A 26,287-nucleotide genomic window follows, 5' to 3' on the forward strand; every position below is an offset into this window, starting at 1 on the left:
GATCAGCGCGGGGCTGTGGCAGGAAACCAGCGCCGCCCGAGCCGCAGCGCCAGATGCACCAGCAGGATCAGCACCGGCACCTCGACCAGCGGGCCGATCACCGCCGCGAACGCCACCGGCGACGCCAGTCCGAACGCTGCGATCGCGACCGCGATCGCCAGCTCGAAATTGTTGCCCGATGCGGTGAAGGCGATCGCGGTGGTGCGCGGATAGTCGGCGTCGATCAGCTTGCCCATGAAGAAGCTGACGAGGAACTGGACGATGAAATAGATCGTCAGCGGGATCGCGATCCGCACCGCATCGAACGGCAGCCGCACGACGTCCCCGCCCTTCAGCGTGAACATGGCGACGATCGTGAACAGCAGCGCCGCCAGCGTCACCGGCCCGATCCGCGGCAGGAACACGCCCTCGTACCAGTCAACCCCGCGCTTCGCGACGAGCAGCTTGCGGGTCAGGAATCCGGCGAGGAACGGCAGGCCGAGATAGATCAGCACGGCTTCCGCGATGGTCCAAAAGCTCACGTCGATGACGCTACCTTCCAGTCCGAACAGCGGCGGCAGGACGGTCAGGAACAGCCATGCGTAGACGCTGAAGAACGCGATCTGGAACACCGAGTTGAACGCGACCAGCCCGGCGACATACTGGTTGTCGCCCTTGGCGAGCTGGTTCCAGACCAGCACCATCGCGATGCAGCGGGCGAGGCCGATCAGGATCACGCCGGTCATGTACTCGGGTTGGTCGCGCAGGAAGATCACTGCGAGCGCGAACATCAGCGTCGGGCCGATCAGCCAGTTCTGGACCAGCGACAGCGCCAGCACGCGCTTGTCGGCGAACACCTTGGGCAGGTCCTCGTAACGCACGCGCGCGAGCGGCGGATACATCATCAGGATCAGCCCGATCGCGATCGGAATGTTGGTGGTGCCGACCGACATGGCGTGCAGCGCATTCGGCAGGCCGGTGAAGACGGTGCCGAGGATGACGCCGAGCGCCATCGCGGCAAAAATCCAGACGGTCAGATAGCGGTCGAGGAAGCCGAGCCGCTCGGGTTTGGAAAGCTGTTCCATCAGTTCACCTTCCGGCCGGCATCATCGACCACGCGTTCGCCGTCTTCCTTCGTGAAGGCGCCGCGCTGCTCGGATGGCAGAATGTCGAGCACGACTTCCGAAGGCCGGCACAACCGGACGCCCAGCGGCGTCACCACCAGTGGCCGGTTGATGAGGATGGGATGCGCCATCATCGCATCGACCAGTACGTCGTCGGATAGGCTTTCATCGCCGAGGCCGAGATCGGCATAGGGCGTGCCCTTCTCGCGCAGCAGCGCCCGCGGCGTCAGGCCGGCGCGGTCGATGAGATCGACCAGCGTCTCGCGCGAGGGCGGGTTTTTCAGATATTCGATGACCTCCGGGTCGATGCCGGCATTGCGGATCATCGCCAGCGTGTTGCGCGACGTGCCGCAATCGGGGTTGTGGTAGATGGTGATGCCTTCGCCGGGTGTTTCCGCACTGGCCTGCACGCTCGCGCCTTCGCCTTGCCCGATCTCTCTGAGCTTGCGACGGACCGCCATGTCGTCGAGGCTGTCGAACGGAAGCGCCAGAAACAGGCTTATCCGGTTGCGCAGATAATGAATGGCGCGGATGAAGGCGTCGCGCTGCCCCTCTCCCTCGACCGCTGCCGGGTCTTCGATTCCCCAATGCGCGCTGGTGGGATGGCCGATCCAGACCGGACAGGTCTCACCCGCCGCATTGTCGCAGACGGTGAAGATGAAATCGAATTGCGGCGCGCCGGCACCGGCGAACTCGTCCCAGCTCTTGGACCGCATGTCGGTCGTGTCGATGCCGATCCCGTTCAGCACGGAGATCGCCATCGGATGCACCGTGCCTTTGGGCTGGCTTCCGGCGCTATAGGCGCGAAAGCGCCCTTCCCCGAGCTTGTTCATCAGCCCCTCGCCCAGGATCGAGCGTGCCGAATTGCCGGTACACAGGAACAGCACATTGTAGATTCTGTCGGTCATGGATCGATACCTTCAGGAGCAGGCGAGTTCCGCCATCAGCGGTTCACAAAGATCGGGGCGGCCCCCGCAGCAGTCCTTCACCAGGAACAGCATCAGGGTTTGCAGGCGGGCGATATCGACATGCTGGATCATCTGGCGGCCCCGCTTCTCCGGCGTCACCAGGCCCGCCGCGACCAGCACGGCCAGATGAGTCGAGAACGTGCTTTGGCTAAGACCCGCAGCATCGACCAATTCGCCGGTTGAAAGGCCGTCAGGCCCTACTTCTACCAGACGCCGGACGGTCTGGAGCCTCGTCGGGTGCCCCAGCGCGGCAAGGCAGGAAAGCGCGTCTTCATCGGTCATCCATCGTAAATAAACGATGGAACGCTGGAATGCAACCATCGTTTTTTACCGATAAGAATGCTAGGCGCTCGACAAACGACGCGCCGCGGCTTTGCGCGTCCGGAGAAAGTGCGATGACGGGAAAAATGTTGGTATTTCTCGGTTCCGAGCGCGTGTCGGGTCCGCCCAGGCCCGCCCGGCTCGGTGAACGTGTCTCGGCTGCGTGCATGACGCGCCTCGCAGGCAAGGATGTCGATGCGGCGCTGATCGATCCGGTGGACATCGACCTGCCGCATCCCTTCAAGCCGCATTTCGCCTATTCCAAGGGAAAGGCGCCGGAGGCGATGGAGCGATTGGCCGAGGAGATCGAGAGCGCGGACGGCTATGTCATGGTCAGCCCGGAATATAATCATATGATGAGCCCGGCGCTGAGCGACTTGCTCAATCATTTCGGCAGCTCGCTCTTTTCCTACAAGCCCAGCGCGATCGTGACCTATTCCGCCGGGCAGTGGGGCGGGACGCGCGCCGCGGTGGGTATGAGGACGTTTTTGTCCGAACTCGGCTGCCTTCCCGTATCCGCGATGATCCATGTGCCCCATGCGCAGGATGTGTTCGCCGAGGACGGTGGATACCTCGACGGCGTCGATGGCGAGCGGTGGGATGGCTATCTCGATCGGACGTTCGATCAGCTATGCTGGTGGGCGAAAGCAGCGGCGCATGCGCGACACGAAGATGGCGCCCGCCCGGGAGCGTTTATAATCAATCCATCGGAACGGGACGCACCGAAGTCCTGAACTTACTCATCACCGCATGAGTTGCGGGAAAGCAATATCCTGGTGCCGGTGTCAGAACCGTCCGGTTATGACACCGGCTATCGTTCGCCGGCTGGGAAGTGACGGTAGAAGGTCGAGCGGCCGACTTGCAGCAGTTTGGCGACCTTGGCGGGGCTGTCGCCCGCCGCCAGCAGCTTGCGCGCAGTGTCGAGCATGTCTGGCGTCATCACCGATTTGCGACCCCCGCCGGTGCCACCCTTGGCACGCGCTGCCGCTAGGCCGGCGATGGTCCGTTCTTTTATCAGCTCGCGCTCCATTTCCGCGACCGAGGCAAGGATATGGAACAGCAGCCGCCCCGATGGCGTGGACGTGTCGAACCCATCCGTCAGCGACCGGAAATCGACCTTGCGCGCCGAGAGGTCGGCCGCCAGTTCGATCAGGCCTTGGATCGAGCGGCCCAACCGATCGAGCTTCCAGATGACCAGCGTGTCGCCGGCCCGCACGAAATTGAGGGCCTCGATCAGGCCGGGCCGGTTCAGCTTCGCGCCGCTAACCTTGTCGGTGAACAGCTTTTCGCACCCGGCTCTGGTCAGCGCATCGGTTTGCAGCGTCAGGTCCTGATCGGACGTCGAGACACGCGCATAACCAACCAGCATGAGTCCCGTTATCCCAACTCGAACAGCGAATTTCGGGACTCATATTTCGGGAACATATTTTGGGAAAGCTCCGGCGTTCATCGGGCGCATTTTTATGCTGGTCCGATCCGTCCCGTTGGAGGTTCGTTTTTGGGAAGCCATCTGGCTGGAGTTTCGCCATCTACGCAATGACGTTATGTCTCCTTGAGCCGACCCGTTTGATGAGGTCTTCGCCGAGCTCAGACGAAGATCAGTGCATCAGAAAGACACCATCACCGTGGCATATCCATAGTTCACGTCACGAGGGTCCGGTGCGTTCGGCGCATTGCGTAGGAAGCGCCCTTTGAACAGGCGAGCATAGCCGAGATCGACTACGACCACGTCTGGTACCAGATCGTATTCGAACTGTATTTGCATTTGTTGCCCGGCGTCGCGCCCGGCGCGTCCGGTCGCGTCTCGAACATCGCTGTTACTGAAGCGGTCAACCGCGCTGGCGAGGCGGAGCAAGCGGTAGTCGCTCATTATCGACAGGCCGCCCGCCGGTGATGCATTCAGGCGGACGCCAGGAGAAAGCATGTTCGATCGATCAGCCGCGCCAAACAATTCGGTCGGGCCGAACTCGAACCGACGGGCGCCGTACAGCGTATCGAACCGACCGATCCGTCCTTCCCGCCGATTGCCCGTATAAAAATCGAAGAAGGCGGTCAGTTCGGGTTTCCACCCGCCCGCGAAGCGATAGCCGAGATCGCCGTGGAAGCCATAGGCTTCGACTGGAACAACCAGCTTGCCGCTGTCCGGACTGCCGTCGCGCCCGCGTCCGTACTGCGCCATTGCCTCGACCTCGAACGTCATGCCGTTATCGGGTCGGGCAAGCAACCGCACCCCTGGCGTGAACAGTCGTCGGTCGCTGCGATCCGCCTGACTCTCACCGCGTTCGATCAGGCCATAGGCATAGGTTTCGAGCCGCGTCGTGTCACCGATCGGCACGCGATTGAACACGCCGAACAGCTGAAGGTCGGTATTCTCGCGATCCCATTGCGGTCGGTTGCGCCGGATGGCGGTGGTCCCGGTCGGCAGCCGAACTGTCGGCATGGTCCAGAAGGCGACGAATTCGCGACCATCCTCACCTTCTCGCGTCAGCCGCACGCCGGTGAACGATGTTACCGAGGTACGGAATCCCTGTCGTGCGACGAGCCGTTCTGATCCCAGCTGCATCGTCATCCGACCGGCCTTCAGATAGCTGGTAGTGCCAGCTCCGAATGTCTCGCCAAGGTCGCCCTGCGCATAATATTGCGAAAACTCGAGAGCGTTGACCACGTCGGTGCCGACCGACGATCCACGCCGTTGAAAATAAGCGCGCGCGTCGTGAAACTCGGCTCCGACGCGAACCGGACCACTGTCATATTCCGCGAACAAGGTTGTCCGTAGCGCCAGCACTTGGTCACGGTTCACGGCGTCTTCGCGAAACTGACCGTCGATCGCCTCGAAGCGGGCGCGGATACTGCCGGACAAATGCCAGTCGTCTGGCGCGCCCATCGCTTCGTGCAGCAGGCCGTCACTCGTGATCTGTGCAACGGCTATCGACGGCGTGAGCGCGGCTAGTCCAGCCAGTACCTGAAAAATAGTGTTGCCTGATACGGGCACGACTGCTCCCTTTGATCGTCAATGTGGAACCCGCGTTCGTGCAAAATCCCAACCTGCCGCTCTAGCTGAATTGTCGTATGCCTTGATCGATCCCGTCCACGGCCGACCAATGTCAGGGGCGACGTTGCTCCTCGTGATATTCCTGCAAGACCTCCTTCACGTCGCGGCGATCCTCGGGCGACACGGTTTCGGGACGCTTGCTGTCCGCTGGTCGTCCGGTGAGGCACAGACGGGCGTGGACCGGCAGGTGGTCGGAGCCGACATCCTCCAGCACCGCAAGGTCGCGGACGAGATAGACGAGAATGCGCATGGCAGGATTTTAGGGTGGCGCGGTCGATCGACGATCGGGCCGCAGCATCGTTCAGAACGGAAAGAAGACCGGGATTGCCATGATCGCAACGGCGAACGTGATGAGGTTCAGGGGCAAGCCGACCTTCACGAAATCCATGTATCGATACCCGCCCATCTGGTAGACGATGACGTTGGTCTGATAGCCGAACGGCGTCGCGAATGCGGCGCTGCCCGCCATCATCACCGCGACCAGGAACGGCCGCGGACTGACGCCGAGACTCTCCGCCAGCGCGACCGCGATCGGGGTGACCAGCACTGCGACCGTCGCGTTCGACAACAACTCGGTCAGCACCATCGTCACGCCGTACAGGACGATCAGCGCCGTCAGCGGTCCGAACTCCTGCATCGACCCCACCAGCGCCCCGGTAGCTGTCGCAGCCAGACCGCTTTGCTCCATCGCCAGCCCAATGACGACCATGCCTGCGATCAGGATCAGGATCTGCGGCCGCAACCCGCCATAAGCCTCGTCAGCGGTGATGACGCGCAGCAGGATCAGCAGCACGGCGCCGGCAAAGGCCGATGCGGCAATTGGCGCGATGCCGGCCGCAGCCACCGCGACAGTGCCGACGAACACAGCAAACGCGATTGCCGCCTTGGCCGGTTGGAAGACGCGCTGTTCGGCGAACAGCGTTGGATCGCCGACCTGCGCGTTCGGCACGTCGACGTCGCGGCGGTCCGGAACCGGACTGTCATCAGCGATGCTGCCGCGCATCAGCTTGCCGCTGAACAGGAACAGGTAGATTGCCCCCGCCAACGCGATCGGCAGACCTACGGGAGTGATCTCGAAAATGCCGAAGCGCGGTTGCCCGGCGTTGCGGGCCATGTCGTCGACCAGCAGGTTGGTCGAAGTTCCGATCAGGGTGCAGCAGCCGGTCAGCACCGTGATGTACGACAACGGCATCAGATAGCGTTTGGGTGGCAGTTTCAGAGCGGTCGCGACATCGCGGACGACCGGCGCGCCCAGCACGACGATCGGTGTGCTGTTCAGGAAACAGGAAGCGACCCCGATCGCGCCGAGCATCAGCCAGATGCCCGCAGATCCCAGTCGCTTGCACATCTTGACCGCGGCTTCGATTGCCCGGTCGAGCAGCCCTGATAGTTCGAGCGCGTAGGCGATCACGAACAGCGAGGCGAGCGCGATGATCGCCGGGCTGGCGAAAGCGCTCTGGACATCGATCGGCCGCACGACCCCGGCAATTAACAGGACGGCCGCACCGCTCAGCGCAACAACATCCGAGCGCATCTTATCCCAGATCAGTGCCGCAACCACTGCCACCAATACGAACAGGGTCAGGACCTGATCGAAGGTCACGCCGGTATTGTCCAAGAGGAAGGAACGCCGGGATCAACCGGCACTTCCAGGATTATGTCGGCGGAAGTCATGGCCTTGGGTAGGCGAATTTGGCTGTCTTTGCTATCGATGCCGTATGAACGAGCCAACCTTGCGGAAAAGTCGGCTCGCCCTGGCGGGCGGTTTGGTGATTGCCTTGGCAGTCGGCGGGACCGGGTTCCTGATTGGACGTGGCACATCACCACGGGAGGTCGAACCCTCCGCTGCTCCGGTCACAACCGCACCTGTCGCTGCTCAACCAACGCCATCGCTGCCCGACCCTCGCGATCTCGTCAAAACGCGCGCTGACCTGATCGCGCTGGCATCGCAGGCATCGGATGCGCTTGCATCGGGCCAGCCCCTGCCAGAGGGGGTCGCCGATCTGGCGGGACAACGGTTTGAATTGCGGCTCCCCTTCGGCTGTCGCGGACCGTCCGAGGCGGGCAGCGATAGCCCGATGCGCTGGCGATACGATGCAGACGCAAAGGCGCTGCGAGTGCATGTCTCTCCCGTCGTCTGGAGCAGCGACGGACTGCGTGCGTCGGAGGACGGATCGGCCAGCGATGTGGTAGCGGAGGGTTTCTGGATCCCCCGTCCGTGGACAGCCAGCGAAGCCTGTCCGCCTTCGCAGGACAGTGTCGCGCCTACGGGAGCCGATGCAGTTACACTGCCCGGACAGGCCTTGGCGGTCGCCCAGTTTTCCGGTGGCGCAGGACAACGGCTGCGGGACGGAAAGCCATATGAAACTGTGGTACGCGCTGCCGCGGACGAGGTGCCTGACGGTCAGGGATTACGGCTTCGCTTGCGCGGGCGGATCGGCGAAACAGCGGACGGAACGCCCGTTTCGTGCCGACAGCCCGCCGGTCCCGAACAGCGCCCGATCTGCATTATCGCAGTTACGCTGAACGATGTGGCGATCGACAACCCGCGAACCGGCAAGTCGCTGGCGACTTGGACTGCCGATCGCGCGGGCCTGGCTGATCGATAGGCCGGCCTACACAGCGTAAAGGATTAGCGGCTAGTCGAGGCAATCACGGCCCGCGTCACGTTGCCCATAAGGCGCATCCGCACGGGGATAGGTTGGCGTGTACTCGCGATCATCACGGCGAGCGCATAACGGTGCCCGTCCGGCGCAACGAGCAGTCCGACGTCATTATAGCCGGTCGAGAGATTGCCGAGGTCCTGCCCGGTGCCGGTTTTATGGGCGAGCGTCCAACCGGGGCGAAGGCCGGACTTCAGGCGTAGCGGACCGGTCTTGCTGGATCGCATCAGCGTCAGCAGCGACGCGGTGGATTGCGGGCTCAACAGTTTGCCCTGTGCCAGCAACGATAGCCCGAGCGTCACGCCGTTTGCCGAAGCGCCGTCCAGCGGTGCCGCGAGGTATCGGCGCAGCGCCTTGTTGCGCGCTTCGGATGTCATCGCGGCTCGTGCTTGCAGGAAGCCCCATCCCCCGGCCCATTCGGGTCGCCACTCCAGTCCAGCGGTACGGGCCTGCAATTGCCGCTCGCCGGGACCGAAGCGGACACCGCCAATCCCCTTGTCGCCAAGCAGTCGATTGATGATGGCGGGACCGCCGATGCGCCACAAGAGTACGTCGCTGGCGGTGTTGTCGCTGCGCGCCATGGCACCATGCAGCAAGTCGGCGATGGTGGTCTTGTAGCCGGTCTTGCCGACCAGCGTCCGGATCGGTTGGTGGAAGACGGTCAGATCGGCGCGGGTGACTGTCACCGGATCGGTCAGCGACAATCGCTGTCGATCAACTGCATCCATGACCCCGATCGCGACCCATAATTTGCTGACGCTCTGTTGGGGGCGCGGGATGTCGCCTTCCCATGCGGCAACCCAACCTTCGTCGATGTCGCGGACGCTGATGCCCACTTGGCCGTTGAAGCCTGCTCCCAGCGCCTGGATGGTATTGAGCAGGCCGGCAGATGGCTGTGGCCGGGGTTGCACCAATTTCGGCGGTATCCGGACGGGTGTGGTCGTCTGGACGGTGATCGGTACGGATGCGGGTGGCAGGGGTTGTCGTCCGGCCGGAACGCATCCGGTAACCACGGTCAGACCAGCAACGATAGAGAGACGACGGTACAGCGAATCAAACGACAATGAGGCTTCCCTTTCCGAGCCTTCTAATGGCCTCCTCAGGGAGCGGAACGGAAGCAAGGAGCCTTGGCCGCGCATCGCGCTCGGCTTGCCGCACAAACTGTTCCGGATGCGCTGCCGAAGGACAATTCGACCAAGAAGGATAGTCCGGACAAGAGCTTGGGGCTAACGGGGACCATGCGTCTTCCCGGCTCTCCTCTCCTCGCGCCGCTACTCATTATCACCCTGCTGATCAGCTTGACCGCTGCCGCCTGGACAGAGACATGGGCGGGTTCGGTTGTGCTTTGGACGCTCAGCGGTGCCATCGCCCTGATTGTGTTCGCGGTGCTCCTTCGTGATGACGACTAAAGGCGCACGGCGCGACATGCGTGATGACGATGGCATGAGGCTGGACGTCACAGCACTGCGAATGGCGGCGTCATGGTTGCGCCGAAGAGTGCGTGCCAGCGAGGCGTTCCTTATCCTTCTGGCCGTTGTAATCGGCGGTGCTGCCGGTCTGCTGAGTGTGGTGCAAGGCGCGATCGCCCGGACCATACAGCACCTGCTATTCGCGCTGCCAAGCGGACAGCGCCTGAGCTCGACGCCGGCGATCCCCGCCTTGGCGCTCCTCGCGCTGCCCCTCGGCGGTGCCATCCTGGCGCTGTTCTCGTGGGTCGTGAAGGCGCGAGCCCGGAAGATGGTCGACGCGGTGGAGGCCAATGCTCTGCACGGCGGTCGCATGTCGTGGAGCGACAGTCTTGTTATCTCCGGCCAGACGATCATCTCGAACGGCTTCGGCGCCTCGGTCGGCCTCGAAGCCGCCTATGCGCAGCTTGGGGGGCTTGTCTCATCGATCGCGGGCGGATGGTTCAGGCTGAGACGCGCCGACCTTCGCGTCCTCGTAGGGGCCGGTGCCGGTGCAGCCATTGCAGGGGCATTCGGTGCACCGCTGGCAGGTGCCTTCTACGCGTTCGAGATCGTCATCGGTGCCTACACACCCGCTGCGATCGCACCCGTTGCGGCAGCGTCGCTATCCGGCGTGCTCGTGGCACAGGGCTTCGGTGCGCAGCCTTACATCGTCGACGCGACGGTCGGCGAGCAGGTTCAGACCCACCATTACCTGATCTACGCCGGCCTCGGCGCCATCGCCGCGGCGATCGGCATCCTGCTGATGCGCGCCGTGGCCGATGTCGAGGCGCTGAGCCGACGCCTGCCGATCCGCGCCTCGTTGCGACCCATCATCGGAGGGGTGCTGCTTGTTCCGCTGGCCTGGCTAACACCCCAAGTCCTGTCGGCGGGTCACGGCGCCCTTCACATCGATCTGGAGTATGGCGTGCCGCTGATGATCCTGGCAGCCATTCTCGTTCTGAAAAGCGCGGCATCGATCGTATCGCTGGCCTTCTGTTTCCGAGGCGGACTCTTTTTCGCATCGCTCTTCCTCGGCAGTCTTCTGGGCCAGCTCTACGCGGGTGGACTGGGTTGGCTTGCAGGGCATCCGCTGGTCGATCCTACTAATGCAGCGCTGGTGGGGATGGCGGCGCTGGCCGTTGCCGTCGTCGGGGGCCCGATGACGATGGCGATGCTGGTGTTGGAGGCGACGCACGACTTCTCCCTCGCCGGCGCGACCATCGCCGCTGGGCTGGTATCGTCGACGATCGTACGCGAGACGTTCGGCTATTCCTTCTCGACGTGGCGTCTCCATCTTCGTGGAGAAACCATCAAGAGTGCCCGCGACGTCGGTTGGGTTCGCACGCTGACCGCCGGACGGATGATGCGGAAGGTAGAGCGGGCGACGCCCGCCCGGATCACTGTCGCCGAGTTTCGACGGCTTTTCCCGTTAGGATCGACGAGCCGGGTCGTGGTGATCGACGATCAGGATCGTTACGCTGGGATCGTACAGACGGCCAGCGCCTTTGCTGAGGGTGTGTCGACAACAGACGCGGTCGGAACGCTCGCGATCCACAGGGAGCAGGTTCTGGAGCCTGACGAAGGCATCAAGGAGGTCATGACAGCGTTCGATACCGCAGGAGCCGACGAAATGGCCATTGTCGCCGGTGACGGCAAAGTCCTCGGCATTCTATCGGAATCCTATGCCCGACGACGCTATGCCGAGGAACTGGACAAGTCTCAGCGCGAGATGTTTCGCGAGGATTGATATTTGACCACGACGAGCTGATTTGCTCGTCGCAGTTAGAAGGAGAGAATGTCAGGAGCGTCCGGTCCGCTATCAGACGCATCGCGGCAGACCGGACTATTCCGCAGCTGGGCCGAAGCGGTTCAAAGGCACCTTGAGGAAAGCCGTCCCGCACGCCTCCGCATCGGGGAGCCGGCCGCCACGAATGTTGACCTGAAGCGCAGCGAGCATCAGGTCGGGTAATGGCAGCGAAGCGTCGCGCTTCTCGCGGGTCGCCACGAACTCCGCCTCGTCTATGCCGTCGCGCACATGGATGTTGTCTCGGCGCTGGTCCGCCACGGTCGAGCGGCCGACTACCTCGCGACCGTCCTTGCCGTAGTCATGCCCGACATAGGTGGCGGTTTCAGGCGAGAGGTCGAGGATAGCGCGGATCGAGCGCCAAAGCGCGTGCGCGTCCCCGCCAGGGAAATCCGCCCGGCTCGTGCCGCTGTCAGGCACCATAAGGGTGTCGTGAACGAACGACGCGTCACCCACGACATAGGTGATCGAGGCGAGCGTGTGGCCGGGCGACAGCATGACGTGCGCGTCGAGCGAGCCGATCCTGAACTGCTCGCCATCGGCGAACAGGCGATCCCACTGGCTGCCATCGACGGGCAGGTCGGGCAGGCAGTAGATGTCCTGCCAAAGCTTCTGCACCTCTATGACCTTGGCGCCGATCGCGGTTTTGCCACCTGTCTTTTCAGCAAGGTACGGAGCAGCGGAGAAGTGATCGGCGTGGGAATGGGTATCGAGTACCCATTCTACTGTAAGACGCTTCGCGCGCACATATTCGAGGATCATATCGGCATTGTCGGTTGCGGTCGCACCGGCGCGCGGATCGAAATCGAGGACCGGGTCGATAATCGCGGCGACCTTCGTGGCCTCGTCAACTACGACATACTGGAAGCTGCCGGTGCGCTCGTCATGGAGTGACGCGATCGTCATGCCCTTGTGATTATACTCGATCATGTTTCGTATCCTCTCGCATCGTCAGCTTTCTTCCCGCGCACGCGCGAACAGCCGTTTGAAATCGCCGGTGTCGATCGCGCCCATCACCAACAGGCGACCGGCAAGATAACCCGGGGTGCCGGCTAGCCCGATCGAATAGGCTTCCTGACCGTTCGCCCGCAGGCGGGCTGCGACAGCGTCAGCATGGGCCGCAAGCCAAGTCGTCGCGCGCAGCCAGTCGCCGCCAGCGCGCATCACGACGTCCCGCAGCATTGCGTCGTCGATCGTGCGGCTGTCCGTCATCAACGCACGGTGGACGACTGGGTAAATCCCTTGCTCGGCGCACGCGAGCGCCACGCTTGCGGCACGTTCGGATGGTGGACCGAAGATCGGCCAGTCCTTGTAGATGACCCACACCTTGCCGTCGCGCTGCACAGCCTCTTCCAGCGCGGGAAACCCGTGACGGCAAGCCGGACAACGATAGTCGCTGAACACGGCAAGCCGGAGCGTAGCGTCGGCAGGCCCGTCCTCAGGCGAGCCATTGCCGGCCAGGATCAGGTCAGCGGTCGGCCCGACGTCGCGCCCGATCGGGGCGGTACGCCACAGAACCTGCCCGACTGCCCAACCACCCACGACCACCGCGCCTAAGCCGGCAAGCTGTCTCCGATTGAGCGGCCCGGGCATGGTCAGCGCGCCGCAGGTTTTTTGCGCGCTTCCGCGACGAGACGATGCAACGTCGGGAGATCGACAGCACCGGCGACGACCTGCGAGCCGACGATCAACGCCGGCGTTCCGTTGAAACCGATCGCTTGGGCGATGCTATCGGTGCGCGTGAGCAGTGCGTCGATTTCGGCGCCACGCGTCTTCAAATCGCGTTGCAGACGGGGCCAGTCGACCCTGGCTTTGGCAGCCGCTGCCTTGACGCCCGCGCTGTCGAGCCGCGCCGGCGAGGTCATGAGGGCCTCGTGAAAGGCGGCATGCCTGCCCTGCCATTGGCTCGCGACGGCCGCGCGTGACGCCTCACGCGAGGCAGGTCCGAAGATCGGCCAGTCCCGGTACACGACCCGTACTTTCGGGTCGGAGTGAAGCAGGGCGTTCAGCACCGGCTCCATGCGACGACAATAGGGGCAGTTGTAGTCAAAGAACTCGACCACCGTGACATCATAGGTCTTGCCCGCGCGCTTGGGAGCCGCGGGATCATCGACGACGGACTTGCGCGACAGATCGGGCTGCTGGGCCCTGAGAGGCGTGATCGGTGCGGCGAAGGCAAGCGCAGCCAGGAGGCCCCGCGACAACAGGTTGCGACGGTTCATCGGTGTTTCCTTGCTAATTCGATTCCATCGGCGAGGGCAGCGCGTGACAATTCGCCGAGCTGGAGCTGCACGATCGTGCCGTCGCCTGCGACGAAAGCCGTTGCGGGATATCCCACCACCTTCAGGGCTTGGGAAAGCCCGCGATCGGGGTCGAGCGCGACATGCCGCGCACCGACACCTTCACGGTCGAGAAAGCCGCTGACGATCGCTTGTGCCTCGCCCTGATCGGCAAGAAGGATCGGGACCTCGCCAGGGCGCGATGCAACCGCATCGAGCATCGGCAGCTCACGCCGGCACGGGCCGCACCATGTCGCCCACAGGTTGACCACGAACGGCCTGCCACGGAGGCGATCAAGCGGAAGCGGAGCGCCGGACGGGGTCGTCAGGTTGAAATGATAGGGGAACGGGCCGTAGGTCACGGGAGGCATCAGGGCCTGAAGCGAGAACCAGAGGCCACCCGCAACAGCCAACGCTCCCCAGCCTGCCGCCAGCGCGCTTGAGCGGCCAAGCCGGGTGGCCAGCGTCGCCGCAGCGCCGAGAAGCCCTGCGACGGGGGAAAAGCCGCCCTTCCACACGGCAAGGATGGACAGCGGAGCGTCGGCGTAGCTCGACCAATGCGCTGCGACGTAACCGGTCCGCGCCGCGACCATTCCAGCGACGATGGCGCTGGTTGCGGCTGCCGATACGCGAGGGAAGCGGAACCGACCGGCCAGCGTCGTGACGCCAAGGAACACGACGATGCATAGCACAGCAAGCCCGCGATCGACGACCAGCATCAGCGGCCCGATGGCAATCGCACCCCCCATCAGAGAAACGCGGCCGTGCTCTTCCAAATCATATAGGCCGCCACCACGAAGATCAGGACGGCGAAGACCGTGGTGAGCGTGCCGCCGGTGCCGAGGCGCTTCGCGATCCGCGTGCCGATCAGGCCACCGACAACCCCACCGGCGATGAACACGAAAGCGAGCGGCCAGTCCACCAGACCGGAAAACGCGTAATTGGCGGCCGTCGTCAGCCCGAACGCGGTGACGGCGACCAATGACGTGCCGACAGCGTTCAAAATCGGCATGCCCGTCGACCCGATCAGGCCGGGGACGATCAGAAAGCCCCCGCCGATGCCGAAGAAGCCCGAGAACAGACCGGTGCCGAGGCCATAGCCCAGCACCTTCGGTGCCTTTTCCCGGTTGCACTCCGCTCCCGGGCTACCCGTGTCACCCTGCCCGCGCAGCATCACGACGCCGACGACGACCATGACCAGCGCGAACAGGAATAGGAGCTTGCCGCCGTCGACGGCCTTGCCCGCAGTGGAGCCGAACAGGGCACCGATGACGCCGGCGGTCGCATACATGCCGCCACAGCGCCATTTAACGGTGTGCGCCCTTGCATGACCGATCAGCCCGGTTGCAGCGTTAGCGGCGACCGCGAACGCGCTCGTGCCGATGGCGAGGTGGGCGTTGGGCACGCGCACCAGATAGACCATGAGCGGGACAGCGAGGATCGAGCCTCCCCCGCCGACCAGACCGAGGGTGAAGCCCACCAGGCTGCCCGACAGCGCGCCCAGCAGATACTGGATCGGTTCGAGGGTCATGCCGCCTTGCCGATCTCATGCGGAGCCGCCATCCACTCATGGCCTTTCAGCATGCCCTGCCAATAGATCGGGGGCAGCATCCGCTCCTTCAGGAACCAGGCCGCGCGCGTCGGGCGCGTGCCGTTCAGCAGCCACGACGGAAAGCTGGGGAGGAGTTTTCCACCATAGCCGAACTCGGCAAGGACGATCTTGCCGCGCTCGACGGTAAGCGGGCACGATCCATAACCGTCATAGTCGGCGACTGGGGCTTTACCATCGAGTGCGGCGAGCGCGTTGACCGCCACCACGGGTGCCTGCTTGCGGGCTGCCGCGGCCGTCTTCGCATTGCTCGTCCCGGCAGCATCGCCCAAGGCAAAGACGTCGTCGTACCGCTTGTGGCGCAGCGTGGCCTCATCGACCTCGACGAAGCCGTTTGCCGCCGCGAGCGGACTTTTGGCGACGACGTCATGCGAAACCTGAGGCGGCACGACGTGGAGCATGTCGAACTCGCGCTCGACCCGCTCGCTGACGCCGTCCCGCTTGTGCTCGAACGTGGCAATACGCCGATCGGCGTCGACCGCGACTAGGTTGGATTCGAGCCTGAGGTCGATCCCGTACTTCCCGACATATTCCATCAGCGCAGGGACGTAGGTCGCAACGCCGAACAGCGCCGGGCCGGCGTTGTGAAACTCGACGTCGATCGCTGGAAGAACACCGTGATCGCGCCAGATGTCGCAGGACAGGTACATCGCCTTTTGACGAGCGCCGGCGCATTTGATCGGCATCGGCGGTTGCGAGAACAGCGCGCGTCCCCGCTGCAATTCCTGGACAAGCTGGCAGGTGTAAGGTGCCAGATCGTAGCGGTAATTGGACGTGACACCGTTGCGGCCGAGTGCTTCGGGAAGCCCGGCGATCTTTTCCCATGCGAGGCGCAGGCCGGGGGCGACGATCAGGACACGGTAAGCGATCGTATCCCCGTCGCCCAGGGTGATCGCCCGACGCTCGGGGTCGATGGCAATCGCAGGCAGCCGGATCCATTCGACGCCCTTGGGCATCACGTCGGCTTCCGCCTTGCGGGTCTGTTCGGGGGTGAAAACGCCCGCCCCGACCAACGTCCAACCGGGCTGATAATAGTGATCTTGGGCCGGATCGACGACCGCGATCGACACTTGGGCGTTGCGCTTCAGAATGCTGGCGGCCGTTGCGATACCCGCGGCTCCGCCTCCAATGATGACGATGTCGTAGGTCATTTGCCGGCCTTTCCGGAACGGCGGGCGAGCGCCGACTTCAGATCGGCCAGATCGTATCCGGCTGCCTTGGCCTGACCGATGATCGTCGCCGGATCGGCGTGATCCGCCTCCGCCAGCGCCCATAGGGTGGCCGCCCGCGTGCCGCTTCGGCAGAAGCCGAGCGTCGGCCCCGGCAGCGAGGCCAGCGCTTCCTTCATCCGGTCCGCATCGGCATCGGTCGCCTTGCCCGGCACGATCGGGACATGGGCGAACCCAAGGCCATGTTCTTCGGCGATCCGGGCCATTTCGTGCGCGCTCGGCTGCCCTGGCTCCTCGCCATCGGGCCGGCTCGAAATGATCGAGTGGTATCCTGCCTGTGCGGCAGCAGCGACGTCATTTCGGGTAAGTTGGGGAGCAGCCGAGAAGGACGATGTGATCTTCTTGAAGGCCATGTGACGTCTCCTATCCGGTCACGCCGAACGGCGTGGGGTGAGTGCGAAGCAGTGGATGGCTGCGCCGAGCGCCATTGCAGCGATGAGGAGCAGCGCGGGGGCAGGCTGGATCGCGAGTGCGGCGATGGCAGGGCCCGGGCACAGGCCGACAAGGCCCCAGCCTATGCCGAACAGGGCGGCACCGCCGATGAGGCGCGCGTCGATCGGCGACGTGGCGGGCGTATGGAATTGCTCGGCGACGATCGGCGTGGAGCGCCGACGCACGATGAGCCAGGCCAGCGCCATCGGCAGGATCGCTCCGGCCATGACGAAGGCGAGGGTCGGGTCCCAGGCACCGGCGACGTCGAGGAACGCCCGCACCCGCGCAGGATCGATCATGCCGGACACGGCGAGGCCGGCGCCGAACAGCGTGCCGCTCATGAGCGAAAGGAGGCTCTGGCGCATCACGATACCACTCCCGCCAGACGCATGAGGGTCACGGTGGCGATACCGGTCGCCATGAACGTACCCGTCGCAACGATGGACCGCGGCGACAGGCGCGACAGGCCGCAGACGCCGTGACCGCTGGTGCACCCCGCGCCGAGCCGCGTACCGATCCCGACGATCAGCCCGGCGACGGCGATCAGCCCAAGGGATGTCGGGAAGCGGGCTTCCACATCCACATCGGCCGCGGCCAGCGCCGCACCCAGCGGCAGCCCTGCCGTGAAAAGCAGTGCTGTCATCCAGGGAGCGCCCCCTTCGGAGAGGCCGAGGACACGCGCGAACATCCCGCTGACCCCGGCGATCCGACCGTTGCCCAGCAACATGATCGCCGCAGCGACACCGATCATCAGGCCACCGATGAAGCCGGCAAGCGGCATGGCATGGGGAAAAAATTCGGGCATCACAGCGCATCCAGTGGAATCTTGAGGTAGCGGGTGCCGTTGGCTTCCGGCGCCGGCAGATGGCCGCCGCGCATGTTCACCTGCACCGACGGCAGGATGAGCTTGGGCATCGCCAAGGTGGCGTCCCGACTGGTGCGCATCGCGACGAAGTCGTCTTCGTTCACCCCTTCGTGGACATGGACGTTGCCGACGCGCTGCGCGCCCACGGTCGTTTCCCAGACATACCGGTCGCGACCCGCAGCCTTGTAGTCGTGGCACAGGAACAGTCGCGTCTCGTCAGGCAACTGCATCAGCCGGCGGATCGAGCGGAATAGCTGGCGCGCATCACCACCGGGGAAATCCGCGCGTGCGGTGCCGTAATCCGGCATGAAGAGGGTATCGCCGGTGAAGACCGCGTCGCCGATGACATAGGCCATGTCGGCGGGGGTGTGCCCCGGCACATGCAGCGCGATGGCCTCGATGTCGCCGATCGCAAAACGGTCGCCATCGTCGAACAGGCGGTCGAACTCGGAGCCGTCGCGTTCGAAGTCGGTTCCGGCGTTGAAAATCTTGCCGAAGACGTTCTGCACGCGAATGATCTCGCGGCCGATCGCGAGCTGACCACCCAGCACCTTTTGCAGATAGGGCGCCGCAGACAGGTGATCGGCATGGGCATGGGTTTCGAGCAGCCATTCGATCGAGAGGCCGTGCTCCCGCACATATGCGATGACCGCGTCCGCTGATGTCGTCCCGGTGCGGCCTGCCGCGGCGTCGAAGTCCAGGACGCTGTCGACGATCGCCGCCTTCCGCGTGGCAGGGTCCCAGACGACGTAGGTCGCGGTGTTGGTCGGCTCATCGAAGAAGGAATGGACAATCGGCGCTCCTGCCGCCTTCGCACGTTCAATCTGCGCAACTGCCTTGTTTAACGCCGACTCCACGATCGTCTCCATTTATTGATTTCATGGTTTATGTAGTTGTATAATCTGCTTGCGTCAACGGGCTGCCCGTGCCATCTGAAAAGCATGGAAACGATGGATGCAGACGTACCGCGCTCGTTGCGCATCGGGGACGCGGCCCCGAATTTCATTGCCCGCACGACGCAGGGCGAGATGTCGCTCGATCAGTATCGTGGTCGTTGGGTCGTGTTCTTTTCGCACCCGGCTGATTTCACGCCGGTCTGCACCAGCGAGTTCGTGGCCTTGGCGAAGGCCGCACCGCAATTCGAGGAGCTGGATTGCGTCCTGCTCGGGTTGTCGGTCGACAGCCTGTATTCGCACGTCGCCTGGTTGCGCGCGATCAAGGATGTCTTCGGTGTAGAGGTGCCGTTCCCGGTCGTCGAAGACCCGTCGATGGCGGTGGGTTACGCCTACGGCATGCTCGACGAACAGGCCGGCGACGCCTCAGCCGTCCGCGCGACTTATTTCATCGATCCCGAAGGCATTATCCGTGCGCTCAACTGGTATCCGATGAACGTCGGGCGATCCGTCGACGAGATGCTCCGCACAGTCAGGGCATTGCAGCGTTCGGCCGATGGGCAAGCCTATACGCCGGCCGACTGGCAGCCGGGTGATGATGTCCTGCTGCCGCCTGCCTTGCCGGGTAGCGCCGGTGACGACTGGTTTCATCAGTTAAAGGCCGATCGATGACAGCGATCCATCAATCCCGCGCGATCGCCGATGCGGCGGTCGAAAAGCTGCGCGTGTTCGCCCAGCCTCAGCGCCTCATGATCCTGTCCTATCTGCTCGGCGGTGAGCGTCAGGTTGCGGACATAGAGGCTGCTACCGGCGTGACCCAACCGGCCCTCAGCCAGCAGCTTGCCGAGCTGCGCCGCGCCGATCTGGTGAAGACAAGACGTGAAGCCAAGCAGGTTCACTACCGGCTTGCCGATGACGCAGCTGCACTGTGCGTGCGCACGCTGGAAGCGATGTTCGGCGCTGACGATACAGCCGTGGAGGAAGCAGCTCCCGCTCCCCGTCCGGCGCGAGCGCGCGGGGCGTCGGTTGCCGCGCGGCCGCGAAACATGGGCGCGGCCGTGTTTGCGAGGGTCGGATGATCATTCCGGTTGTGGAAGGAAAAATGAGATGCGGCTTCCCGTTATCGCAGTTGCAGGATGCCTTGCCGTCATGAGCAGTGCCGGGTCAGCGGGAGGCACCGCTCAACAGCCCGTGATTGCCGGCTATGGCAAGATCACGCCGGTAGAAGGCGCGGTTGAGCGGCCGGACCGCTCCCTGCGCTATCGGGTACTGTTCAGCGTGACGAAGGCGGCGTCATCCCCCGACAAGGTCAATCCCTCGCTGGAGAAGGTCGCGCGCTTTCTGAATCTGCTCGGCGCGGACAACGTGCGGCCAGCACAGGGAGATGTGGTCGTGATCGTCCACGGCCCGGCGACACCGATTATTGCTGAAAATGGGGCGTATGCGACGAAAACCGGCGCTGCCACGAACCCTAATCTTGCCCTGATAGCGGCGTTGAAACGAGCAGGCGTGTCCGTTCGGGTGTGCAGCCAGGCTCTGGTCGGGAACGGGATTGCCCCTGCTGAGGTCGACAAGGTCGTCGAAGTCGATGTGTCGGCGCTTACGACGATGGCGACGTTGCAGATACGCGGTTGGGCATTGATCCCGGACTGATCGCTTTCACACTGTCCCGAAGCGCGATCGATTCCGAGAACGTCCCCTCGTCTCGTTGGCCGTTCCTTGGTGGGACGAGCGATAAGACCTCGGATACCGATCGGATGTCGACCGCCTGTTTGATGATAGCGGCCGCTGCAGCTCTCATGGGCCTGCTTGGATCGTTTCAATTGTACGATGGGCTCACGGCACGACATGACGTTGCCCTGATGATGTGACGATGCGATAGCTCTCCCCGGGTGTTCGCCGCCATATTCGGAGGTGGGCAGGTTCTTACGCTGGTCGGGCCGCCAGCGTCCGAATTCTCACGTCCGGATACCCTGTTGATGAGCCATGCCCAATCGCACCCCAGTGCGATCCGCCGTTTTCTCGAAGCACAGTCATCAGCCGGACTGGTTCTCATGGCCGCCGCGGTGGTTGCGCTCATCATCGCCAACTCGCCTCTCGGACCGGGTTATGCAGCGATGCTGCACGCCTATGTCGGGCCGCTGTCGCTCGAACACTGGATCAATGACGGTCTGATGGCGGTGTTCTTCCTGCTCGTCGGGCTGGAGATCAAGCGCGAGGTAGTAGACGGCCAGCTCTCGACATGGCCGCGGCGCGTCCTGCCGGGCATCGCAGCCGCCGGCGGCATGATCGTGCCCGCTCTTATCTATCTCGCATTCAATGCCGGACCGACCGCGGCCGGATGGGCGATCCCCGCGGCGACCGATATCGCCTTCGCGCTGGGCGTCATCGCACTGCTCGGTAATCGCGTGCCTGCATCGTTGCGCGTGTTTCTCGCGGCGCTGGCGATCATCGACGATCTCGGCGCGGTGCTCATCATCGCGCTGTTCTACACGGCCGACCTCTCGTTGCCTGCACTAGCGGGGGCGGGAGCGGCGCTCGCGGTTTTGATCGGGTTCAACCTGTTCAAGGTACGACGCCTGTCGCCCTATCTTCTCGTGGGCATCGTTCTTTGGGTACTGGTTCTGCGCTCGGGCATCCACGCGACGCTCGCCGGTGTCATGCTGGCCTTCACCATACCGATGGAGCGCACTCCCGGTCGATCCGACCATGCCTGCGTCAGCCCGCTGCATCGACTGGAACATGCCCTGCATCTGCCGGTGAGCTTTCTGATCGTTCCCGTCTTCGGGCTGGCGAATGCCGCGGTGCCGGTGCTGGGGCTCCCGCCGAGCGCGCTGGTCGCGCCCGTCACGCTCGGCGTCGCGGCAGGATTGCTGCTCGGCAAGGTCGGAGGCGTCTTCGGCTTTGCGTCGATCGCGGTCAGGCTGGGGCTGGCCGACAGGCCCGCACATGCGGGGCGGCTTCAGATGCTCGGGGTAGCGCTCCTGTGCGGCATCGGGTTCACGATGAGCATCTTCATCACGCTGCTCGCCTTTCCGAGCAGTCCCCTCCTCCAGGCGGAGGCCAAGATCGGTGTTCTTGCCGGCTCGCTGATTTCCGGTCTGCTCGGCTATTTCACACTGCGATGGGCCAAGCGTGATTCCGGGGGCAACGTCAGGTGAGCGCCAGTTTCCCGGCTGCGATCAGAAGGACAGCGCCGAGCGCCTGAAGCAGGCGCCGGGAATCGAGCTTCGACACACCGAGCCGGGTGCCGATCAGCGCGCCGAGAAAGACGGCCACGACAAAGATCGGCAACTCGCGCGGCAACCGGCCGACCGACGTGAGGTTGTCAAGCAACCCGGCGATCGAGACGCACAGGATGAAGGCGGCCGACAGTCCCGACGTGCGGCGCGGCGTCTCCCAGCCCAGGAGCAGCACGAGCGGACTGAGGAATATGCCGCCCCCTGTCCCGGTCAGCCCAGACAGCGCGCCGATGCCCGCTCCGGAGAGGATCGCGATTCCATGGCGAGGCGGCACCGGTTCCGGCGCTTCATGCTTCGACGGCCACAACAGGCGGATCGCGGCAAGCAGCAGCACGGCCGCGACGATCGGGCGGTAGATGTACCCCGGCAGATGGACTTGCCCTGCCAGATAGGCGGCCGGGATCGCGCCGATCACGAACGGCAGCAGCAGCCTTGCATTGAATTGCCCGGCGCGCACGAAGCGCCAGGTCGTGAAACTTGCGACGAGAATGTTGAGGATCAGCGCGGTCGGGCGCATCGTCTCGGCGGGCAGCGAGAACAGCGCCATGATCGCCAGATAGGCCGATGCGCCGGCATGGCCGACCGAGGTGTAGAGTGCCGCACCCGCCATCATCAGAAGGGCGAGCAGCAGTACGGTGGAGGCATCCATCGCACGGACTTTCGGATAAGCAGTGACGGGATACGGCTATTGCGCCGATCCCCTATTGTCAGCCCATGACGATCATCTGCACCGCGATCAGTGCGAGCAGGACCATCACGAATTGGCGAAAGCGGTCGACGGGCAGTCGCTTGATAAGCGAGCGCCCGGCCCAGGTGCCGGCGATCATCGCGAGGCCCATCGCAATCGCAAGGGGCCAGAAAGCCGGTCCAAGATCGATCGTCGCGCCATAAACGATGGTCTTGGCACCGTGCATGGCAATGGCCGCAGTCGCATCGCTCGCAACATAGGCGAGCGGGGGCAGGCCGAGGCTGAGGAAGACCGCGGCGCCGAGCGGTCCGGCACTGCCCACAAGGCCGGATAGCAGGCCGGTAATGCCACCCCCGACGACCAGAACCCGGCGCGATGGCTTGAACGCGATCATACCCGTCGCCTTGAGAACGACGAGCAACAGGATCGCTCCACCGACCAGGCGAGTGACGAGGCTGGTCGGAAGTGATGCGAAGGACAATGCCCCCAGCATCGACAGCGGAATGGCCGCCGCGAGAAACAGCAAGACCGGGCGCCAGCGTATCTGCTGCCAGTTCATGACGGCACGGGCACCGTTACCGATGATCTGGACGATCGTCAGCAGCGGCACTGCTTCGGTCACGCCGACGACTTGGTTGAGGAGCGGCAGGAGCAACAATGCGCCTCCGAAGCCCGCAGACCCCGAGATTGCGGCTGCAACGAACGCACCCAGGACGAGTAGCAAATAGTCAGTCATGCGGCGCCCGGCCTGCCGGCGCGAGCGCCGGGCATGGTCAGTCGTTGTCCTCGCGCTCGCGCGAGATGATCTTGTAGTCCGCTGACAGCTTCAGATCGTACACGCCGTCCTTGCAACGGGCGTTGTCCACCTCGAATCCACCGTCGTCACGCTCGACCTTCGTCGGATTGGTGCAGCCAGCGGCGCGGATTGCCTTCATCACCGATGCGCGCTGCGCCTTGGTGGGCATGTCATTATCGGCAAAAGCAGGCGTCGCCAACGCGATCGCGACCGTTGCCGCAAGCAGCATCTTCATGAAAATTCTCCCGTTGCAGTTCCGGGCAAACGTCATTCTTTCGAGAGCGTTCCTGATCGATATCAGTATCGGTCAACACCGTGCGTTGGTGCAGCTGTTCGCATCATCCCCAGCGCCGCGCGGCGAGAAGGGCGATTGCCAGGACCGTCAACGACAGCACGATGCTGGCAGCGGCATAAGCAATGGCAGAGCCGATCTCGCCGCGTTCCCATAACGTCACGATATCCAGCGAGAAGGTCGACCATGTCGTAAAGCCGCCGATCAGTCCGGTCGTCACGAACAGCCGCAGTTCGGGATCGTTGATGCTCCTTGCCGCGAACAGGCCGATCATCAGGCCCATCAACGCCGAGCCGACGACGTTGATGACGAGCGTACCCCAGGGAAAGTTCGCACCCGTGAAACGCAGGGCAAGCAGACCAACCCCGTGGCGCAGCATTCCGCCGATGCCCGAGCCAAGGAACACGACCAGGAAACCTGTCCAAAGAGGCATTGTCATTCCGTTGCTTGCAGAGTGGCAAAGAAGCCGACGGAAGGCAGCGCGTCGGTCAGCCCGAGGCGAGCAACCCGGCGACCACGAAGCCGAAGACGATCCGATACCACCCGAACGGCTCGAAACCGTGCCGACCGACGTAGCGGACGAGCCATCTTACGACCGCCATCGCGACGACGAACGACACCACCAGCCCGACACCGATCGCCATCACGTCATCGACCCCGATGATGTCGCGGTTCTTATAGAGATCGAGCGTAGCGGCGCCGAACATGGTCGGGATCGCCAGGAAGAACGAGAATTCCGTGGCCGCTCGACGCTCGACACCCAACGCAACGCCGCCCATGATGGTCGCGCCGGAGCGAGACACGCCGGGGATGAGCGAGAGAAGCTGGCAAAGCCCGATCCCGAGCGCGAGCGATGGCGACAGGTGTTCGACGTCGCCGGCAACGACCGCACGGCGCTTGGCCCACCGTTCGATCACGATGATCGCAATCCCGCCTGCAACAAGGCTGACGACCACGACATAGGGCGAAAACAGCACCTGTTTGATGAAGTCGTGTGCCAGTCCGCCGACGATGACGGACGGAATGAAGGCGATGAGGACGTTGCGCGAAAAGCGTCGTGCGCCGGCATCGCCCTTCAATCCGGTCACCACCAACCACAGCTTTGCGCGATAGAGCCAGCAGACTGCCAGAATCGCGCCGACTTGGATGACGACATCGACGATGCCCGCTTGCCGTCCCTCATAGCCGATCAGACGCTCGGTGAGGATGAGGTGGCCCGTCGAGGAGACGGGAATGAACTCGGTCAGGCCCTCGACAATGCCGAGGACGACGGGTGCGACCAATGCGGCAGGATCGATCATGCCCGCCTCTCGACGTAACGGGCAAACGGAGCCGCCATGCGGGCACGATCGCCCAGCTCCGCCTCGATCGCGATGAGGCGGTTATATTTGGCAAGCCGCTCGCCGCGACACGGGGCGCCCGACTTAATCTGGCCTGCACCCATCGCGACCGCAAAGTCGGCGATGAAGTCGTCTGCGGTTTCACCGGAGCGATGCGACACCATCGTCCCCCATCCCGCTTGCTGGCAGATGCGGACGGCCTCGATCGTCTCCGTCACCGTTCCGATCTGGTTCGGCTTGATGAGGGCGGCATTGGCAGCGTGTCGGGCGATGCCTTCACGGATGATGCGGGGGTTGGTGACGAACAGGTCGTCCCCGACGATCTGTATCCGATCGCCCTGGTCGGCGGTCTGATCGATGAACCCGGCCCAGTCTTCCTCGCCAAAGCCGTCTTCGATCGAGACGATCGGATAGGCATCGATCCAGCGCCCGTAGAGTGCGAGCAGTGCCGCCCGATCGAGCCGTCCGGTGCGCGACCGCGACAGGTGATAGCTCTCACCCTCGGCAAAGGACGATGCGGCGGGATCGAGCGCAATCGCGATATCGACCCCGGGGCGATACCCTGCACGTTCGATGGCTGCGACGATCAGCTCGCAGGCGGCCTCGTTGCTGTCGAGCCGAGGCGCGAAGCCACCCTCGTCACCCACCGAGGTCGCAAGCCCGCGGTCGTGCAACAGGCTACGCAGGGCGGCATAGGTTTCCGCACCGTAGCGCACGGCTTCCGCGAAACCCGGCGCACCGTGCGGCACGATCATGAATTCCTGGAAGTCCAGGCTGCTGTCGGCATGTTTGCCGCCGTTCAGGACGTTCATGCAGGGCACCGGCAGGAGATAGTCATCGGCGTCGTTCAGGCTCCGGTAGAGTGGTCGCCCTTGTGCCAGCGCGGAGGCGCGCGCGACGGCAATGGAAACGCCCAGGATGGCGTTGCCACCGAGCCGGCCCTTGGTGTCGGTGCCGTCGAGTGCGATCATCACATGATCGATGTCGGATTGCGCGCGGGCATCCAACCCCATGAGTGCATCTGCAATCTCGCCTTCGACATGAGCGGCAGCGCGCCGCACGCCCTTGCCGCCGTAACGGTTACGGTCGTCGTCGCGAAGTTCGACGGCTTCGTGCAGGCCGGTCGAAGCCCCGGACGGGACCGAGGCGGTTGCCGAGTTTCCGTCCGTCAGCGTCACCGTGACGGACAGGGTCGGATTGCCCCGGGAATCCAGGATTTCCAGGGCTTGGAGACGGGCGATCTGGCTGTCGATGGACATGGGA

At 64.0% G+C, this 26,287-nt stretch carries 32 protein-coding genes and 1 pseudogene; 8 read left to right on the top strand and 25 right to left on the bottom strand.

Annotated elements, in window-relative coordinates; translation table 11 throughout:
* Positions 1–2 precede the first annotated feature (2 nt).
* From arsB to F4U95_RS19695, 4 genes and pseudogenes are all read right to left on the bottom strand, one after another.
* Complete coding sequence (arsB, locus tag F4U95_RS19685) at positions 3–1,064, bottom strand: ACR3 family arsenite efflux transporter (protein ID WP_150426767.1); 1,062 nt, start codon at positions 1,062–1,064, stop codon at positions 3–5.
* Positions 1,064–1,480, bottom strand: coding sequence for an arsenate reductase (glutaredoxin) (gene arsC, locus F4U95_RS24940; protein WP_281347243.1), 417 nt, complete (start codon positions 1,478–1,480; stop codon positions 1,064–1,066). Before arsC ends, arsB begins: the two co-directional genes overlap by 1 nt.
* Positions 1,481–1,498: 18 nt before the next feature.
* Positions 1,499–2,011, bottom strand: a pseudogene (locus F4U95_RS25160) (arsenate reductase ArsC); the annotation flags it as partial.
* Between the two features lie 12 nt (positions 2,012–2,023).
* A complete protein-coding gene (locus tag F4U95_RS19695; protein ID WP_150426792.1) occupies positions 2,024–2,353 on the bottom strand; it encodes an ArsR/SmtB family transcription factor in 330 nt (109 codons plus the stop codon).
* 125 nt (positions 2,354–2,478) lie between these two features.
* On the opposite strand from F4U95_RS19695, the gene F4U95_RS19700 reads away from it, so the two are divergent.
* Positions 2,479–3,126 carry an NADPH-dependent FMN reductase gene (locus tag F4U95_RS19700; protein ID WP_211364021.1) on the top strand — a complete coding sequence of 216 codons (648 nt, stop codon included), beginning with the start codon at positions 2,479–2,481 and terminating at the stop codon, positions 3,124–3,126.
* A 77-nt stretch (positions 3,127–3,203) separates the two neighbouring features.
* On the opposite strand, the gene F4U95_RS19705 is transcribed toward F4U95_RS19700, so the two are convergent.
* The 4 genes from F4U95_RS19705 to F4U95_RS19720 all read right to left on the bottom strand — a co-directional run bounded on the left by F4U95_RS19705 (position 3,204) and on the right by F4U95_RS19720 (position 7,047).
* The gene (locus F4U95_RS19705; RefSeq protein WP_150426770.1) at positions 3,204–3,761 is read right to left on the bottom strand and encodes a recombinase family protein; all 558 of its coding nucleotides are present in this window, start codon (positions 3,759–3,761) and stop codon (positions 3,204–3,206) included.
* Positions 3,762–3,998: 237 nt separating this feature from the next.
* Entirely contained in the window at positions 3,999–5,384 is a 1,386-nt protein-coding gene (locus F4U95_RS19710) for an alginate export family protein (RefSeq protein WP_150426771.1), read from the bottom strand.
* Positions 5,385–5,496: 112 nt separating this feature from the next.
* Positions 5,497–5,694, bottom strand: a complete 198-nt coding sequence (locus F4U95_RS19715; RefSeq protein ID WP_150426772.1) for a hypothetical protein — start codon at positions 5,692–5,694, stop codon at positions 5,497–5,499.
* A gap of 51 nt (positions 5,695–5,745) precedes the next feature.
* Positions 5,746–7,047 (bottom strand): SLC13 family permease, encoded by a 1,302-nt coding sequence (locus F4U95_RS19720; RefSeq protein WP_150426773.1) that lies wholly within the window; start codon positions 7,045–7,047, stop codon positions 5,746–5,748.
* Positions 7,048–7,162: 115 nt separating this feature from the next.
* On the opposite strand from F4U95_RS19720, the gene F4U95_RS19725 reads away from it, so the two are divergent.
* The gene (locus F4U95_RS19725) at positions 7,163–8,053 is read left to right on the top strand and encodes a hypothetical protein (protein WP_150426774.1); all 891 of its coding nucleotides are present in this window, start codon (positions 7,163–7,165) and stop codon (positions 8,051–8,053) included.
* A 23-nt stretch (positions 8,054–8,076) separates the two neighbouring features.
* On the opposite strand, the gene F4U95_RS19730 is transcribed toward F4U95_RS19725, so the two are convergent.
* A complete protein-coding gene (locus tag F4U95_RS19730) occupies positions 8,077–9,018 on the bottom strand; it encodes a serine hydrolase (RefSeq protein ID WP_246171656.1) in 942 nt (313 codons plus the stop codon).
* A gap of 216 nt (positions 9,019–9,234) precedes the next feature.
* Between F4U95_RS19730 and F4U95_RS19735 the strand changes: the two genes are divergently transcribed.
* Positions 9,235–9,516 carry a hypothetical protein gene (locus F4U95_RS19735; RefSeq protein WP_150426775.1) on the top strand — a complete coding sequence of 94 codons (282 nt, stop codon included), beginning with the start codon at positions 9,235–9,237 and terminating at the stop codon, positions 9,514–9,516.
* Positions 9,517–9,532: 16 nt separating this feature from the next.
* Positions 9,533–11,302 carry a chloride channel protein gene (locus tag F4U95_RS19740; RefSeq protein ID WP_229664497.1) on the top strand — a complete coding sequence of 590 codons (1,770 nt, stop codon included), beginning with the start codon at positions 9,533–9,535 and terminating at the stop codon, positions 11,300–11,302.
* A gap of 96 nt (positions 11,303–11,398) precedes the next feature.
* Here the strand turns inward: F4U95_RS19740 and F4U95_RS19745 are convergent, their stop codons facing one another.
* From F4U95_RS19745 to F4U95_RS19790, 10 genes are read right to left on the bottom strand one after another with little or no spacing between them, the layout of a single operon-like run.
* The gene (locus tag F4U95_RS19745; RefSeq protein ID WP_150426776.1) at positions 11,399–12,289 is read right to left on the bottom strand and encodes an MBL fold metallo-hydrolase; all 891 of its coding nucleotides are present in this window, start codon (positions 12,287–12,289) and stop codon (positions 11,399–11,401) included.
* A gap of 21 nt (positions 12,290–12,310) precedes the next feature.
* The gene (locus F4U95_RS19750; RefSeq protein WP_246171657.1) at positions 12,311–12,901 is read right to left on the bottom strand and encodes a DsbA family protein; all 591 of its coding nucleotides are present in this window, start codon (positions 12,899–12,901) and stop codon (positions 12,311–12,313) included.
* Positions 12,902–12,954: 53 nt separating this feature from the next.
* The gene (locus F4U95_RS19755; RefSeq protein WP_150426778.1) at positions 12,955–13,581 is read right to left on the bottom strand and encodes a DsbA family protein; all 627 of its coding nucleotides are present in this window, start codon (positions 13,579–13,581) and stop codon (positions 12,955–12,957) included.
* Positions 13,578–14,387: a TlpA disulfide reductase family protein gene (locus tag F4U95_RS19760; protein ID WP_150426779.1), complete on the bottom strand. Its 810-nt coding sequence runs from the start codon at positions 14,385–14,387 to the stop codon at positions 13,578–13,580. Before F4U95_RS19760 ends, F4U95_RS19755 begins: the two co-directional genes overlap by 4 nt.
* Positions 14,387–15,169 carry a sulfite exporter TauE/SafE family protein gene (locus tag F4U95_RS19765; RefSeq protein WP_150426780.1) on the bottom strand — a complete coding sequence of 261 codons (783 nt, stop codon included), beginning with the start codon at positions 15,167–15,169 and terminating at the stop codon, positions 14,387–14,389. Before F4U95_RS19765 ends, F4U95_RS19760 begins: the two co-directional genes overlap by 1 nt.
* The gene (locus F4U95_RS19770) at positions 15,166–16,398 is read right to left on the bottom strand and encodes an NAD(P)/FAD-dependent oxidoreductase (RefSeq protein ID WP_150426781.1); all 1,233 of its coding nucleotides are present in this window, start codon (positions 16,396–16,398) and stop codon (positions 15,166–15,168) included. Before F4U95_RS19770 ends, F4U95_RS19765 begins: the two co-directional genes overlap by 4 nt.
* A complete protein-coding gene (locus tag F4U95_RS19775) occupies positions 16,395–16,829 on the bottom strand; it encodes a protein tyrosine phosphatase family protein (protein ID WP_043060757.1) in 435 nt (144 codons plus the stop codon). The genes F4U95_RS19770 and F4U95_RS19775 overlap by 4 nt, the downstream gene beginning before the upstream one ends.
* An 18-nt stretch (positions 16,830–16,847) precedes the next feature.
* Positions 16,848–17,273, bottom strand: a complete 426-nt coding sequence (locus F4U95_RS19780) for a DUF6691 family protein (RefSeq protein ID WP_150426795.1) — start codon at positions 17,271–17,273, stop codon at positions 16,848–16,850.
* Positions 17,273–17,713 (bottom strand): YeeE/YedE family protein, encoded by a 441-nt coding sequence (locus F4U95_RS19785; RefSeq protein ID WP_043060755.1) that lies wholly within the window; start codon positions 17,711–17,713, stop codon positions 17,273–17,275. Before F4U95_RS19785 ends, F4U95_RS19780 begins: the two co-directional genes overlap by 1 nt.
* Entirely contained in the window at positions 17,713–18,642 is a 930-nt protein-coding gene (locus tag F4U95_RS19790) for an MBL fold metallo-hydrolase (RefSeq protein ID WP_174521626.1), read from the bottom strand. The genes F4U95_RS19785 and F4U95_RS19790 overlap by 1 nt, the downstream gene beginning before the upstream one ends.
* Before the next feature lie 72 nt (positions 18,643–18,714).
* Here F4U95_RS19790 and F4U95_RS19795 point away from each other — a divergent pair, with 72 nt between their 5' ends.
* From F4U95_RS19795 to nhaA, 4 genes are all read left to right on the top strand, one after another.
* Entirely contained in the window at positions 18,715–19,338 is a 624-nt protein-coding gene (locus tag F4U95_RS19795) for a peroxiredoxin (RefSeq protein WP_043060754.1), read from the top strand.
* Complete coding sequence (locus tag F4U95_RS19800; protein WP_043060753.1) at positions 19,335–19,745, top strand: ArsR/SmtB family transcription factor; 411 nt, start codon at positions 19,335–19,337, stop codon at positions 19,743–19,745. The genes F4U95_RS19795 and F4U95_RS19800 overlap by 4 nt, the downstream gene beginning before the upstream one ends.
* 28 nt (positions 19,746–19,773) lie before the next feature.
* The gene (locus F4U95_RS19805) at positions 19,774–20,319 is read left to right on the top strand and encodes a DsrE family protein (RefSeq protein ID WP_373284538.1); all 546 of its coding nucleotides are present in this window, start codon (positions 19,774–19,776) and stop codon (positions 20,317–20,319) included.
* Between the two features lie 326 nt (positions 20,320–20,645).
* Positions 20,646–21,827: a Na+/H+ antiporter NhaA gene (gene nhaA / locus F4U95_RS19810; RefSeq protein WP_043060751.1), complete on the top strand. Its 1,182-nt coding sequence runs from the start codon at positions 20,646–20,648 to the stop codon at positions 21,825–21,827.
* On the opposite strand, the gene F4U95_RS19815 is transcribed toward nhaA, so the two are convergent.
* The 6 genes from F4U95_RS19815 to eno all read right to left on the bottom strand — a co-directional run bounded on the left by F4U95_RS19815 (position 21,820) and on the right by eno (position 26,283).
* The gene (locus tag F4U95_RS19815) at positions 21,820–22,557 is read right to left on the bottom strand and encodes a sulfite exporter TauE/SafE family protein (RefSeq protein WP_061780584.1); all 738 of its coding nucleotides are present in this window, start codon (positions 22,555–22,557) and stop codon (positions 21,820–21,822) included. The two genes, nhaA and F4U95_RS19815, sit on opposite strands and share 8 nt — an antisense overlap.
* A 58-nt stretch (positions 22,558–22,615) precedes the next feature.
* Positions 22,616–23,332, bottom strand: coding sequence for a sulfite exporter TauE/SafE family protein (locus tag F4U95_RS19820; RefSeq protein WP_043060750.1), 717 nt, complete (start codon positions 23,330–23,332; stop codon positions 22,616–22,618).
* Between the two features lie 37 nt (positions 23,333–23,369).
* Complete coding sequence (locus F4U95_RS19825) at positions 23,370–23,627, bottom strand: PepSY domain-containing protein (RefSeq protein WP_052814241.1); 258 nt, start codon at positions 23,625–23,627, stop codon at positions 23,370–23,372.
* Positions 23,628–23,730: 103 nt separating this feature from the next.
* On the bottom strand, positions 23,731–24,117 hold the full coding sequence (gene crcB / locus F4U95_RS19830) for a fluoride efflux transporter CrcB (protein ID WP_061780585.1): 387 nt from the start codon (positions 24,115–24,117) through the stop codon (positions 23,731–23,733).
* Positions 24,118–24,172: 55 nt separating this feature from the next.
* Complete coding sequence (locus tag F4U95_RS19835) at positions 24,173–24,985, bottom strand: undecaprenyl-diphosphate phosphatase (protein WP_150426782.1); 813 nt, start codon at positions 24,983–24,985, stop codon at positions 24,173–24,175.
* Positions 24,982–26,283: a phosphopyruvate hydratase gene (gene eno / locus F4U95_RS19840; protein ID WP_198355580.1), complete on the bottom strand. Its 1,302-nt coding sequence runs from the start codon at positions 26,281–26,283 to the stop codon at positions 24,982–24,984. The genes F4U95_RS19835 and eno overlap by 4 nt, the downstream gene beginning before the upstream one ends.
* Between the last annotated feature and the right edge of the window lie 4 nt (positions 26,284–26,287).

The organism is Sphingobium limneticum (assembly GCF_008710165.1).
Taxonomy (GTDB): domain Bacteria; phylum Pseudomonadota; class Alphaproteobacteria; order Sphingomonadales; family Sphingomonadaceae; genus Sphingobium; species Sphingobium limneticum.